Origin of the sequence: Pseudonocardia bannensis (assembly GCF_012911875.1) — a bacterium.
In the GTDB taxonomy this organism is placed as follows: Bacteria; Actinomycetota; Actinomycetes; order Mycobacteriales; family Pseudonocardiaceae; genus Pseudonocardia; species Pseudonocardia bannensis.
The window spans coordinates 19,806-33,391 of the sequence record NZ_JAAXKZ010000023.1 but is presented as its reverse complement, the minus strand read 5'-3'; the positions used below and the strand labels follow the sequence as shown (position 1 = coordinate 33,391).

Here is a 13,586-nt window from a genome sequence, read left to right as displayed (position 1 = left end):
CGACAGCACAGGAAGGTCCCATGGCGAAGCCGGAACACGAGTTCTTCCCGGTGGAGAAGGTCGAGTACACGATCTGCCCCGGTGACGACCCGAAGATCAAGGAGCGGATCCTCGCCAAGGACCCGGACACCGGGGTGGCGACCCGCATCCTGCGCTACGAGCCGGGTGCGGACTCCACGCCGAACGGCGTGCAGATCCACGACTTCTGGGAGGAGGTCTACATCCTCGAGGGGTCGTTCACCGACCTGACGCTGGGTGAGACCTTCACCGCGGGCATGTACGCCTGCCGCCCGCCGGGCATGCCGCACGGGCCGTGGCGCTCCGAGGAGGGGGTCACGACCTTCGAGGTGCGCTACCGCGTCTGATCGCGGAGAGGAGTCCTGTGATGTCGGCACCGACCAGCGTCGATCCGTTGACCATGCGGCGCACCATCGGCCGGTTCGCGACCGGTGTCGCGGTGGTGACCGCGCTCGACGGCGACGAGCCGCACGGTATGACGGTCAACTCCCTGACGTCGGTGTCGCTGGAGCCGCCGCTGCTGCTCGTGTGCCTGACCACGGGAGCGCGCACCACCGACGCTGTGGTGCGCGCCGGCCGGTTCGCGGTGAACGTGCTCGGCGCCCGGCAGGAGGAGATCGCGCTGCGGTTCGCCCGCCGCGGTGCAGACCACTTCGACGGGTTGCCGCTGCGCTACGGCGACCACGGGGAGCACGAGGTGCCGGTCGTACCCGACGCGCTGGCCCACCTGGAGTGCACGGTCGATCGGCACTTCGAGGCGGGTGACCACGTCGTGGTCATCGGCCACGTGCGGCAGGTCTGTGACCGGCCGGGAGCGCCACTGGCGTTCCTCGGCGGCCGGTTCGGCGACCTGACCGAGCGGGGCAGCGAGCCGGTGCACTGGTTCTTCTGAGGCCCTGGGCGTTGTCCCTGGGTGGTGTCTGAGTGGCGTGAGACACCTCCTGGGGACAGCTTGGACCGTCCGGCGTAGCGTTCCGTGCAGCGAAGGGGAGTAGCTCCCAACGTCGCGGTCGACACACTGGCGGTCCTCGGACCTCCCGGCCGCGCGGCCTGCACCACCAGGCGAGCGAGACCTTCGATCTGGCAGATGCCGGATCGAAGATGCTCGCGTCCTCGATCCGGCGAGATCGAGGGGTGGATTTTCGATCATGGACGGTTTCCTGGTCGCGTTCGCGATCAGCTTCGGGGTCATCTTCGTCGCCGAGCTCGGCGACAAGTCCCAGCTCATGGCGCTGACGTTCGCCACCCGTTACCGGGCACTGCCGGTGCTGGCCGGGATCACCATCGCCACGGCCGTCGTGCACGCGGTGTCGGTCGCGGTCGGTTACGGGCTCGGCGCCGCGCTACCCACCGGCTGGATCGCGCTCATCGCGGCGATCGCCTTCGTCGGTTTCGGGGCCTGGACCCTGCGCGGCGACTCACTGACCGACGAGGAGCAGGAGAAGGCCGAGAAGCCGACGCGTTCGGCGGTCGTGGCGGCGTCGGTGGCGTTCTTCCTGGCCGAGCTCGGCGACAAGACGATGCTCGCCACGATCACGTTGGCCACCCAGCACGGCTGGTTCGGCGTCTGGCTCGGCTCGACGGTCGGCATGGTCGTCGCCGACGCACTCGCCATCGTCGTCGGCCGCCAACTGGGCCGGCACCTGCCCGAGCGGGCCATCAAGTTCGGCGCCTCCGCGCTGTTCTTCGTCTTCGGGCTCTGGCTGCTGGCCGACGCCACCGAGCAGCTGTCCGGGCGCCCGGCCTGGGATGTCGTCGCGGCGATGCTCGACCACCACGCCGCAGGCCGGATCGCGCTGGTCCTGGGCCTGGCGGCGGTCGTCGTCGGAGCGATCGGCCGGCGCCGCGCGCTGTCGCGGGCCGAGCACCCGCCGGTGCTCGCGAGGCCCGGCGTCGTCGGCTGGCCGGGCTGGTGGGCCCGGCTGTTGTTCGGGATGTCCCTGCTACTGGGCCTGGCTGCGCCGCTGCTCGTCGCGGCCGACGTCATCCAGCCGCTCGCGTTGTTCAGCGACCCCGGCGTCGTGGTCGTGGGCGCCGGGCTGATGCTCCTCGGGGTGGCCCTGCTGCTCACCTCGCAGGCCCAGATCGGCTCCGCACGCCACACCGGTGACGGATCAGGCTCGGCGCCGGCCCCCCGGGGCGTCTACTCGCGGGTCCGCCATCCCGGGTTCACCGGCATGGTGGTGGCCACCGCGGGCACGCTGCTCATGGTGCCGACGCTCGTCGGGGTGCTCGCCACGGTGCTGATCGTCGTGGCCGTGCAGATCGAGGCCAGGTCCGTACGCGAGCCCGGACTGGCCGAGGCCTACGGCGAGGCGTACGCGGGCTACGTCGAGCGGACCGGGCGTTTCCTCCCCCGGCTGCGCCGGTCGGAGCCGCCCGCCCAGTCCGGGCCGACTGACGAACACCCGGAGCGGACGCGCGTCGGCTGAGCCCGCGACGCCCCGGTGGCCGGCGACCGGGGCGGCGCTCGGTCAGGCTTCGTACAGGGCGGCGTGCTGCCGGCGGAGCTTGTACTTGAGGACCTTGCCGCCGACGGTCTCGGGTAGCGCGTCGGCGAACACGACCCGCTTCGGCGTCTCGAACCCGCCGAGCCGCTCCCGGCAGAAGCCGACGACGTCCTGCTCCGAGGGCGCGGTCCCGGGCCGCGGCACCACGACGGCGGTAACGGCCTCGCCCCACCGATCGTGCGGCAGCCCGATGACGGCGGCCCGGAGCACGTCCGGATGCGCGTGCAGCACCGCCTCGACCCGGATGCTGGACACGTTCTCCCCGCCGGTCTTCACGATGTCCTTGTAGCGGTCGACCATGATCCGCAGGCCGTCGTCGTCGACGGTGGCGCTGTCGCCGGAGTGGAACCAGCCGCCGCGGAACGCCTCCCGGGTGGCCTCCTCGTTGCGGTAGTAGCCGGCGGTCATGATCGGGGATCGGTAGACGGCCTCGCCGGGCACTCCGCGGACCGGCTCGCCCGACTCGTCGACGACGTCGGAGGCGAGCAGCGGGCTCGGTACGCCCACGTAGTTGGTGGCCGGGGCGGTGCGCCGGTGCACCTCGGCCCACTTGCCGGGCCAGAACCGGTGGCACGCGATCGCCTCGGTCTGGCCGAAGATGCCCAAGGTCACCAGCCCCCGGCCGCACAGCTTCTCCAGCATGCCGAGCAGCGCCGGGGCGAGCGCACCCCAGCCGTAGACGAGTACCCGCAGGCTCGTCACATCGAGTTCGGGGCGCCCCTCCAGGTCGGCGGCCAACGCGCCGACGAACTGCGGCGAACCGGCCCACAGCGCGGTCACCCGCTCCTCGGCGACGGCCTGGGCCACCTGGTCGGGGGCCGGGCGGCGGCCGAGCAACAGGCTGCCGCCGGACAGGAACGCGGAGAACGTGAAGATCTGGTCGCCGATGTGGTAGATGACCGGCAGGAAGACGGCCAGCCGCAGGTCGCACTCCAGCGGGATCCCGCGGGTCAGCGACAGCGCGAAGTTCATCGCGGCCAGGTGCGTCGAGCTGTGGGAGATCATCACGCCCTTGGGCATGGACGTCGTACCCGAGGTGAACAGCAGCTGCCAGATGTCGTCGCCGTGGATCTCGACGTCGGGCTCGGTGACCGGGTGCCCGGCCACCAACTCGGTGAACGACGGGCTGCCCGCGACCGGGCCGCCGCCGATGGTGATCGTGGCGCCGACGCCGAGGCCCGTGCGGGTGAAGGGCTGCTCGGCGCGCGGCCACAGCTCGGCGTCGACGATCGCGAAGCCCGGCTCGGTCAGCCCGATCAGGTGCTCGACGACGTCGCCGGCCAGGTTCGGGTTCAGCGGCACCGCGACCATGCCGGCCTTCGCGATCCCGATCTTGGCGAGGTAGGCCTCGACGGAGTTCTCGCAGAACAGCAGCACCCGTGCGCCCGGTTCCAGACCCCGGGCGGCCAGCGCGTGCGCGATCTGGTTGGCGACCTGGTCGGCCTCGCGGTAGGTCACGCGGCGGAATCGCTCGTCGCCGTAGGCGCCGGTCCAGCCGGTGATCGCAACCTGGTCCGGGTAGCTCCAGGTGAGCCGTTCGAGGACATCGCCGACCGAGGTGCGTTCCCAGCGGTGGACGGCGCGCCGCCCGCGCAGCGACGTGACGTCGAGATCGGCCGGGTCGGTCATCACAGCCCCCTTGCTGCAGGAATGCCGCTCAGCATTCCCTTCGGAGCCGATCAGATCAAGGACTAGTAATCAGCAGTTCACCGTTGCCGGTCGGTTCCGGGTCCACGCCGAGACACCCGTGCGCCATCGTGTCGAGCAGTGCGGTGAGCCGTTCGGAACTCAGGCCGCTGCGGAAGAACAACGTGGACTGGATGGCGCCGATGGCTGCGTGCACCGCGAGGCGGATCTCGCCGTCGGCCAGGTCGCGGCGCAGCGGCGTGAGCACGTGCACCCACTCCTCGAGGTAGTGGCGCTGCCGGCGGCGTAGCCTGCGGCGGTCCTCCTCGGGCAGGTTGTGGATCTCCCGGTGATAGACCGCGAGCACGCTGCGGTCCTGCACGGCGACCCGGATGTGGTCGCGGACCAGCGCGGACAGGGCCGCCCGGTCGCTGCGCGCGGTGGACACGATGGTGGCGGCGCCGGTCTGCAGCCGGTCCATCACCTGGTCGAGCAGGGCCAGCAGGATGGCGTCCTTGCTGTCGAAGTGACGATAGATCCCGGAGCCCACGATCCCGGCCTCGGCACCGATGTCGGCCATCCCGACGGCGTGGAAGCCCCGCCGCGCCGTCAGTTCGGCGGCGGCGGCGAGGATCCGCGCCTTGCGCTCGGGGTCGCGCTGCCGCCGCGAACCCGGCGGCCGCTGGCTCACCATCTGGTCATCATGGCAGCCGGCCGCTAGGGTCGCCATGAGTGAACGGCCGATCACATCTGGAGTCATGGTGGACTTCCTCGACAGCGACGAGCACCGCGACCTGCGAGCCGCGGTCGGCGCGATCGCGGCCGGTTTCGGCGGGCGGTACTACGCCGAGCGCGCCCGCGCGGGCGAGCCGTGCGACGAGCTGTGGGCCGCGCTCGGCGCCGCGGGCTTCATCGGGGTCAACGTCCCGGAGGCCTACGGCGGCGGAGGCGGTGGGCTGGTCGAGCTCGCGATGGTCTGCGAGGAGATCGCCGCGCAGGGCACCCCGCTGCTCCTGCTGCTGGTCTCGGCGGCCATCTCGGCCGAGGTGATCTCCGAGTTCGGCACCGACGAGCAGCGCAAGCAGTGGCTGCCCCGGCTGGCCAGCGGCGAGAGCAAGGTCGTCTTCGCGATCACCGAGCCGGACGCCGGGTCGAACACCCACAAGCTCGCCACCGCGGCGACCCGCGACGGCAACGGCGACTGGTTGCTCAACGGCACCAAGCACTACATCTCCGGTGTCGACGAGGCCGACGCGCTGCTCGTCGTCGCGCGCAGCGGACGTGGCGAGGACGGCAGCCCCCGGATGTCGCTGTTCGTCGTGCCCACCGACGCGCCCGGCCTGGTCCGCACCCCGCTGCCCGTCGACGCGATGCTGCCGGAGAAGCAGTTCGTGCTGCACTTCGACGACGTCCGGGTCGGCCCGGAGGCGCTGGTCGGCGAGGAGGGGCAGGGCTTCCGGCAGGTGTTCCGCGGGCTCAACCCGGAGCGCATCACGGGGGCCGCGTTGTGCGTCGGGATCGCCCGCTACGCACTGGCCCGCGCGGCGCAGTACGCGAACGAGCGCCAGGTCTGGGACCGGCCGATCGGGTCGCACCAGGGCGTCTCGCATCCCCTGGCCCAGGCGAAGATCGAGACCGAGCTCGCCGCGCTGATGACGCAGAAGGCGGCCTGGCTGCACGACCGCGGGCTGCCGGCCGGGGAGGCGTCGAACATGGCCAAGTACGCCGCCGCCGAAGCCGCGCTCGCCGCGATCGACGCGGCCGTGCAGACCCATGGCGGCAACGGCCTGGCCAGCGAGTACGGGCTGCTGCCGTACTGGGGGCTGGCCCGGTTGCTGCGGATCGCGCCGGTGAACCGGGAGATGATCCTCAACTTCGTGGCCCAGCACAGCCTGGGCCTGCCGCGGTCCTACTGAGTCGCCTTCGGGAGCTGCCGTGACGACCGACGAACTGGCCGACAACCTCATCCACCGGGTCAACGTGGGCGACATGCTCACCCGCACGGCCGCGGCCCGTCCGGGGCAGCTCGCGGTCGTCGACGGGGAGCGGCGCTGGACCTACGCGGAGTTCAACTCACTCGTCAACCGGCTCGCGCACGGGCTGGCAGGTCGCGGGTACGCCCGGGGTGACGCGCTCGGGCTCGCCTCGGGCAACAGCGCGGAGTTCCTCGCCGTCTACTACGCGTGCGCCAAGATCGGCGTGGTCTGCGTGCCGATCAACCTCGGCTGGCGGTCCGACGAGGTGGCCTACGTGCTCGGGCACTCCGGCGCCCGCGGCATCGTCGTGGAGACCCAGCTCGTCGCGGCGATGAGCGAGGCGATCACGAAGGTGTCCGATGTGGCCGACGTCGTCGTGGCACCGGGCACCGGGGCGCAGTACACCGCGCAACCCGGCGACCGGCACTGGTCCACGCTCGACGAACTGGCGTCCGAGGTGGATGCCGAGCCGCGGTACGTCGTCGGTGACCGCGACGCGCTGAGCTACCTCTACACGTCCGGCACCACGTCCTTCCCCAAGGGCGTGGTCGGCAGTCACCTGGCGATCTACCTGGAGTCGACGTCCAGCGCGCTCGACTCGGGCTGGAACGCCTCCGACCGGTTCGTCGCGATGATGCCGATGTTCCACACCGCGCAGCTCAACGCGTTCTGTACGCCCGCCGTGCTGGTCGGCGCGACCATCCACGTGCTGCGCGCGTTCGATCCGGCCGTACTGCTGGAGCTCGTCGAGCGCGAGCGGATCACCCAGGTGTTCGGGCTGCCGATGATGTACCGGGCGATGCTCGACCACCCGTCGTTCGCCGACCGCGACGTCTCCAGCCTGCGCCGCGCCGTCTACGCGATGGCTCCGATGCCCGACGCGCTGATCCGAGCCTGCCTCGACGGGTTCGGCTGCGACTTCGCGCTGCTGTTCGGGCAGACCGAGATGAGTCCGGTGACCACGCTGTTCCGCCCCGAGCACCAGCTGAGCCACATCGGCGCGGTCGGCACCCCGATCACCGGTGTCCAGGTCGCGATCATGGGCCCGGACGGGGAGTTGCTGCCGGCCGGCGAGCAGGGCGAGATCGTCTATCGCGGGCCGAGCACGATGAACGGCTACCTGCACAACCCCGAGGCGACCGCGGAGGCGTTCGCCCACGGCTGGTTCCACTCCGGCGACGTCGGGCGCTTCGACGATGGCGGCGTGCTCTGGTTCGCGGACCGCTACAAGGACGTCATCAAGACCGGCGGGGAGAACGTCGCGTCCATCGAGGTGGAGAAGGCCGTCTACGCCGCCGACGATCGGGTCGCCGAGGTGGTGGTGGTCGGCCTGCCGCACGAGCGGTGGAGCGAGGCGATCACCGCGGTCGTGGTGCCCAAGCCCGGGGAGACCCTCGACGAGGCCGAACTGATCACGAAGCTGAAGGCGCGCCTCGACGGCTACAAGGTCCCCAAGTCCGTCATCATCACCGACGAACTGCCCCGCACCTCCACCGGCAAGATCCAGAAGAACGTCGTGCGCGAGCGGCACGCGACCCACTACGAAGGCTGACGATGCCCGTCCTGAGATCCCTTGTCGACACATCGAGCGAGACCTACCAGGCCAACCGCGCCGCGCAGCTCGCCGTGCTCGACCAGCTCACCGAGCAGCTGGAACTGGCCATCGCCGGCGGGGGTGAACGCTACACCCAGCGCCACCGGGACCGGGGCAAGCTGCCGGTGCGCGAGCGGCTGGAGCTGCTGCTCGACCCGGACAGCCCGTTCCTGGAGCTGTCCGCACTGGCCGCGTGGGGCACCGAGTTCACCGTCGGCGCCACCGTGGTCACCGGCATCGGGGTCGTATCCGGCGTGGAGTGCGTGGTCATCGGCCACGACCCGACCGTGCGCGGCGGCGCGATGAACCCGTACTCGCTGAAGAAGACGTTGCGTGCCCTGGAGATCGCGCGGGTCAACCGGCTGCCGGTGATCAACCTCGTCGAGTCCGGCGGGGCCGACCTGCCCACCCAGGCCGAGCTGTTCGTGCCGGCCGGGCGGATCTTCCACGAGCTCACCGAGCTGTCGGCGATGGCGATCCCGACGATCGCGCTGGTGTTCGGCAACTCCACCGCGGGCGGGGCCTACGTGCCCGGCATGTGCGACTACGCGGTGCTGGTCGACCGGCAGGCCAAGGTGTTCCTCGGCGGGCCGCCGCTGGTCAAGATGGCCACCGGGGAGGACGCCGACGACGAGGCGCTCGGCGGTGCGGAGATGCACTCGCGCGTGTCCGGGCTGTCCGACCACTTCGCCGCCGACGAGCACGACGCGATCCGCATCGGCCGGGAGATCATGGCCCGGATCAACTGGCGCAAGCTCGGCCCCGCCCCGGCGCTCGATCCCACGCCACCCCGTTACGACCCTGAGGAGATCCTCGGCATCGTCTCCGCCGACATCAAGGTGCCGTTCGACCCGCGGGAGATCCTCGCCCGCACGGTCGACGGGTCGGAGTTCGACGAGTACAAGCCGCTCTACGGCACTTCGCTGGTCACCGGCTGGGCGCAGGTGCACGGCTATCCGGTCGGCGTGCTGGCCAACCACCGCGGGGTGCTGTTCAGCGAGGAGGCCAAGAAGGCCAGCGAGTTCATCCTGCTGGCCAACCAGACCGACACCCCGCTGATCTTCCTGCAGAACACCACCGGCTACATGGTCGGCACGGAGTACGAGCAGGGCGGGATCATCAAGGACGGCGCCAAGATGATCAATGCGGTGACCAACAGCGCGGTCCCGCACCTGACGATCAACATGGCGTCGTCGTTCGGCGCCGGGAACTACGGCATGTCCGGGCGCGCCTACGACCCACGGCTGATGTTCGCCTGGCCCGGGGCCAAGCTCGCCGTGATGGGCGCGGCGCAGCTCGCCGGGGTGCTCTCGATCGTCGGCCGGGCGTCGGCGGCGTCGACCGGGCGGCCGTTCGACGAAGAGGCCGACAAGAAGCGCACCGCGGCGATCGAGGCGCAGATCGAGGCGGAGTCGCACGCCTTCTACGTGACCGCCCGGCTCTACGACGACGGGATCATCGACCCCCGCGACACCCGCACCGTGCTCGGCATGTCGCTGTCCGCCGTGCACTCCAACACCGTCGCCGGCCGTCGTGGCTTCGGCGTCTTCCGGATGTGAGCGCCATGCCGATTCAGAAGCCGATTGAGAAGCCGATCCAGAAGCCGATTCAGAGACTGCTCATCGCGAACCGCGGCGAGATCGCCGCCCGGGTCATGCGGACCGCGCACGTGCTCGGCATCTCCACGGTGGCCGTGTTCTCCGACCCCGACGCCGACGCCCCGTTCGTCGCGCTCGCCGACGAGGCGGTGCGGCTGCCCGGCGCGGCCCCGTCGGAGACCTACCTGCGCGGTGACCTGATCATCGGCGCCGCCCGGGCGACCGGGGCCGACGCGATCCACCCCGGCTACGGGTTCCTGTCGGAGAACGCCGGGTTCGCCCGGGCCTGCGCCGACGCCGGGCTCACGTTCGTCGGGCCGCCACCGGAGGCCATCGCGGCGATGGGCTCCAAGCTGGAGGCCAAGTCGCTGATGGAGGCGGCCGGGGTCCCGGTGCTGCCGAGCGTGACGGTCTCGGACGACACCGACCTCGCCGAGTCGGGCGCGCGCGTCGGCTTCCCGCTGCTGGTCAAGGCCGCGTTCGGCGGCGGCGGGCGGGGGATGCGGGTCGTGCACGGGCCCGGCGAGCTCGCCGACGCCGTCGAGGGCGCCCGCCGCGAGGCCGCGTCGGCGTTCGGCGACGGCACCGTGTTCCTGGAGCGGTTCGTCGTCGATCCGCGCCACGTCGAGGTGCAGATCTTCGGTGACAGCCATGGCAGCGTGGTGCACCTGTTCGAGCGCGAGTGCTCGATCCAGCGGCGCTACCAGAAGATCGTCGAGGAAGCCCCCTCGCCGGCCGTCGACGACGCGCTGCGCGCCGAGCTGGGCGCGGCCGCCGTGGCGGCGGGCAAGGCGATCGGCTACGTCGGCGCGGGCACGGTCGAGTTCGTGCTCACCGACTCGGGCGAGTTCTACTTCCTCGAGGTCAACACCCGGTTGCAGGTCGAGCACCCGGTCACCGAGCTGGTCACCGGGCTCGACCTCGTCGAGCTGCAGCTACGGGTGGCCGAGGGCGACCCGCTGCCGCCCGAGGTCCTCGACGCCCGGATCGACGGGCACGCGATCGAGGTACGGCTCTACGCCGAGGACGTCCCCGCCGGGTTCCTGCCGGCCACCGGCACCCTGCACCGGTTCGCGGTGCCGCCGGGGCCGGGGATCCGGGTCGACGCCGGTGTCGTCGACGGTTCGGTGGTCGGTACGCACTACGACCCGATGCTGGCCAAGGTGATCGCGCACGGAGCCACCCGCGCCGACGCGGCGCGGCGGCTGGCCCGGGTGCTGCAGCAGGCCCGGGTGCACGGCGTCACCACCAACCGCGACCTGCTCGTCGGGATCCTGCGCGAGCCGGAGTTCCTGGCCGGGCGCACCGACACCGGCTACCTGACCCGGCACGACCCGGCCGGCCTCGGCGTCCCCGCCGGCGACGTCGTCGCCACGCTCGCCACGGCCGCGGCCCTCGCCGGGCAGGCCGCGAACCGGGCCGGCGCGGCGGTCCTGGCCACGCTGCCCTCGGGCTGGCGCAACGTCGGCGGCGCCCCGCAGCGGGTGCGGTACACGGCCGGGGAGCGCACCGTCGAGGTCGCCTACCGGTACAACCGCGACGGGGTCTCGGTGTCCGTCGACGGCGAGCCGCTCGCCGGTGTCCGGGTGCTCGCCGCGTCGCCCACCGCGGTGGACATGGAGATCGGCGGGGTCCGCCGTGCCTTCTCGGTGCACCGGGCCGCGGACACCTCCTACGTCGACAGCCCGATCGGGTCGGCCGCGCTGGTGACGGTCCCGCGCTTCGCCGACCCGTCGGCCGCGCAGCACGCCGGCTCGCTGCTCGCCCCGATGCCCGGCGGCGTCGTGCGCGTGCTCGCCGCGCCGGGGGACGCCGTCACCGCAGGCCGGCCCCTGATCGTGCTGGAGGCGATGAAGATGGAGCACACCATCGCCGCGCCCGCCGACGGCACGGTCACGCAGATGCACGTGGCACCGGGCGACCAGGTCGACACCGGGCAGGTGCTGGCCGTCGTGGACACGGAGGAGGCCGGCCGATGAACATCGCGACCCTGCTCCGGCGATCGGCCGCCGACCACGCGGGACAGGTCGCACTGCGCCTCGACGACGAGGAGATCGGCTACGCGCGCTTCGCCGAGATCGCCGGCCGGTTCGCCGGTTTCCTGCTGGCCCACGGGCTGCGCCCCGGCGACCGGGTCGCGTTCTACCTGCCCAACCAGCTCGAGTACCTGCCCGGGCTGCTCGGCACCTGGCAGGCCGGCGGAGTCGGCGTCCCGCTGAACTACCTGTTCCCCGAGGCCGCGCTGCGCCACGCCGTGGCCGACTCCGGTGCCACCCATCTGGTCGCACTGCCCGGGGACGTGACGCGGCTGCGCACGGTGCTCGACGGCCTGCCGATCGCCGAGCGCATCCTCACCACCGGCCCGGGCGGTGGGTTCGCCGAGGCCGTCGCGGCGCACGAGCCGGTGCACCGCGTCGAGCCGCGGCTCGACATCGACGACGCACTGCTGATGTACACGTCCGGGTCGACCGGTGTGCCCAAGGGTGTCCGGCAGACCCACCGCAACATCGCCGCCCAGGTCGAGGGCGTGATCGACCTCTACGACCTCACGGCAGCGGACCACGTCCTGAACTGCATGCCGCTGTTCCACGTGGGCGGGCTGCAGCTGGCCGGACTGCCGATCCTGTTCCGCGGCGGGCAGATCACGTTCATGGCGAAGTGGGACCCGCTGGTCTGGCTCGACCTGGCCACGAGGCTGCGCCCGACGTACGGCGGGCTCATCTCCACGATGATGATCGACGTGGGGAACCGGACCGTGGGTGCACCCGTCGTGCTCGACTCGTTCCGGATCTGCATGTTCGGTGGGTCCCGGACACCGAACGCGCCGATCGAGCGACTGGCCGCCGGCACCGGGATCGCCGGTACCGAGATCTACGGCCAGACCGAGCAGAGCGGGCTCGTGGTCTCCTACCGGCCCGGCGAGCCGCGCCGGCCGGGTTCGATGGGCCGGCCGATGGAACAGGTCGTGCAGATCCGGCTCGTCCCGCCGTCGGGGGGCCCGGACCTGGAGCCGGGATCGGCGGAGGTCGGCGAGCTGTGGGTCCGCGGCGACGCGGTGACCCCGGGCTACTGGAACCGGCCGGAGCTGCGGGAGGAGCGCTGGGCCGACGGCTGGTTCCGCACCGGCGACCTGATGTCGCGCGACGCCGACGGTTACCTCTACTACGTCGACCGGATCGACGACATGATCGTCTCCGGCGGGGAGAACATCTTCCCGCAGATGGTCGAGGAGCACCTGGCCGACTGCCCGGACCTGGCCGAGGTCGCGGTGATCGGCACCCCGCACGAGCGCTGGGTCGAACAGGTCACGGCCGTCGTGGTGCCGAGCCGGGAGGGCGTCACCGCCGATGACGTCGCCGCCTTCTGCGCGTCCGACCCGAACCTGTCCGGGATGCTCCGCCCGCGTCGTATCGAGATCGTCGACGCTCTGCCGCGGACCGGCAGCGGCAAGCTGAACCGTCCCGAACTGCGCGCGCTGTTCAAAGGAGACGCATGACCACCGACAACGCGGTGACCTACGAGGTGACCAACGGCGTCGCCTGGCTGACCATCGACCGCCCGGAGGCGCGCAACGCGCTGAGCAAGGCGGTACGCGAGGGCCTCTGGGACGGCGTGCGACGGTTCAACGACGACGAGTCGGCGAAGGTCCTGGTGCTGACCGGCGCGGGCGACAAGGCGTTCTGCGCGGGCGCCGACCTCAAGGAGATGTCCGAGACGTCGCTGAGGGTGCCCCCGCCGGACTTCCTGCCGCAGATCGGCCGCAACATCGAGGTGGCGAAGCCGACCATCGCCGCGGTCAACGGCGTCGCCTTCGCCGGCGGCTTCCTGTTGGCCCAGCAGTGCGATCTGGTCGTGGCGGCCGAGCACGCGACGTTCGGCGTCACCGAGGTCAAGGTCGGCCGGGGGTCACCCTGGGCGGCGCCGCTGTCGTGGCTGGTGCCGCCGCGGGTCGCGCTGCAGATCCTGCTGACCGGCGACCCGATCGGCGCCCGGCGGGCCCGCGAGATCGGGCTGGTCAACGACATCGTCCAGGCACCGGACCTGCGCGATCACGTGCAGACCCTCGCCGAGCGGATCGCCGCGAACGCGCCCCTGTCGGTGCTCGCGGCCAAGCAGACCGCGTACCTGTCCGCGCGCTACCCGATCGGGGAGGCCTACGACCGGGCCGAGGAGATCTGGGAACCGGTGTACCTGTCCGAGGACGCCCAGGAGGGCCCGGCCGCGTTCCGGGAGAAGCGCACCCCGGTCTGGAAGGGACGGTAGG

At 71.7% G+C, this 13,586-nt stretch carries 11 protein-coding genes; 9 read left to right on the top strand and 2 right to left on the bottom strand.

Annotation, left to right across the window (positions count from 1 at the left end):
• The first annotated feature begins 20 nt into the window (after positions 1-20).
• From HF519_RS09080 to HF519_RS09070, 3 genes are all read left to right on the top strand, one after another.
• A complete protein-coding gene (locus HF519_RS09080; RefSeq protein ID WP_169412111.1) occupies positions 21-365 on the top strand; it encodes a cupin domain-containing protein in 345 nt (114 codons plus the stop codon).
• Between the two features lie 20 nt (positions 366-385).
• Positions 386-910, top strand: coding sequence for a flavin reductase family protein (locus tag HF519_RS09075; protein WP_169412109.1), 525 nt, complete (start codon positions 386-388; stop codon positions 908-910).
• Between the two features lie 256 nt (positions 911-1,166).
• Entirely contained in the window at positions 1,167-2,450 is a 1,284-nt protein-coding gene (locus HF519_RS09070; protein ID WP_169412107.1) for a TMEM165/GDT1 family protein, read from the top strand.
• A gap of 42 nt (positions 2,451-2,492) precedes the next feature.
• On the opposite strand, the gene HF519_RS09065 is transcribed toward HF519_RS09070, so the two are convergent.
• Together HF519_RS09065 and HF519_RS09060 are read right to left on the bottom strand one after the other, a co-directional pair.
• The gene (locus tag HF519_RS09065) at positions 2,493-4,157 is read right to left on the bottom strand and encodes an AMP-binding protein (RefSeq protein ID WP_169412105.1); all 1,665 of its coding nucleotides are present in this window, start codon (positions 4,155-4,157) and stop codon (positions 2,493-2,495) included.
• 55 nt (positions 4,158-4,212) lie between these two features.
• A complete protein-coding gene (locus HF519_RS09060; RefSeq protein WP_169412103.1) occupies positions 4,213-4,848 on the bottom strand; it encodes a TetR/AcrR family transcriptional regulator in 636 nt (211 codons plus the stop codon).
• A gap of 34 nt (positions 4,849-4,882) precedes the next feature.
• On the opposite strand from HF519_RS09060, the gene HF519_RS09055 reads away from it, so the two are divergent.
• The 6 genes from HF519_RS09055 to HF519_RS09030 all read left to right on the top strand — a co-directional run bounded on the left by HF519_RS09055 (position 4,883) and on the right by HF519_RS09030 (position 13,585).
• Positions 4,883-6,070, top strand: a complete 1,188-nt coding sequence (locus HF519_RS09055) for an acyl-CoA dehydrogenase family protein (RefSeq protein ID WP_246242889.1) — start codon at positions 4,883-4,885, stop codon at positions 6,068-6,070.
• 73 nt (positions 6,071-6,143) lie between these two features.
• Positions 6,144-7,682 carry an AMP-binding protein gene (locus HF519_RS09050; RefSeq protein WP_246242908.1) on the top strand — a complete coding sequence of 513 codons (1,539 nt, stop codon included), beginning with the start codon at positions 6,144-6,146 and terminating at the stop codon, positions 7,680-7,682.
• A gap of 2 nt (positions 7,683-7,684) precedes the next feature.
• Positions 7,685-9,283, top strand: coding sequence for an acyl-CoA carboxylase subunit beta (locus HF519_RS09045; protein ID WP_169412099.1), 1,599 nt, complete (start codon positions 7,685-7,687; stop codon positions 9,281-9,283).
• Positions 9,284-9,288: 5 nt separating this feature from the next.
• Positions 9,289-11,301 (top strand): ATP-binding protein, encoded by a 2,013-nt coding sequence (locus HF519_RS09040; RefSeq protein ID WP_169412097.1) that lies wholly within the window; start codon positions 9,289-9,291, stop codon positions 11,299-11,301.
• Positions 11,298-12,818, top strand: a complete 1,521-nt coding sequence (locus tag HF519_RS09035) for a class I adenylate-forming enzyme family protein (RefSeq protein ID WP_169412096.1) — start codon at positions 11,298-11,300, stop codon at positions 12,816-12,818. The genes HF519_RS09040 and HF519_RS09035 overlap by 4 nt, the downstream gene beginning before the upstream one ends.
• The gene (locus HF519_RS09030; RefSeq protein ID WP_169412094.1) at positions 12,815-13,585 is read left to right on the top strand and encodes an enoyl-CoA hydratase/isomerase family protein; all 771 of its coding nucleotides are present in this window, start codon (positions 12,815-12,817) and stop codon (positions 13,583-13,585) included. Before HF519_RS09035 ends, HF519_RS09030 begins: the two co-directional genes overlap by 4 nt.
• The last annotated feature ends 1 nt before the right edge of the window (position 13,586 follow it).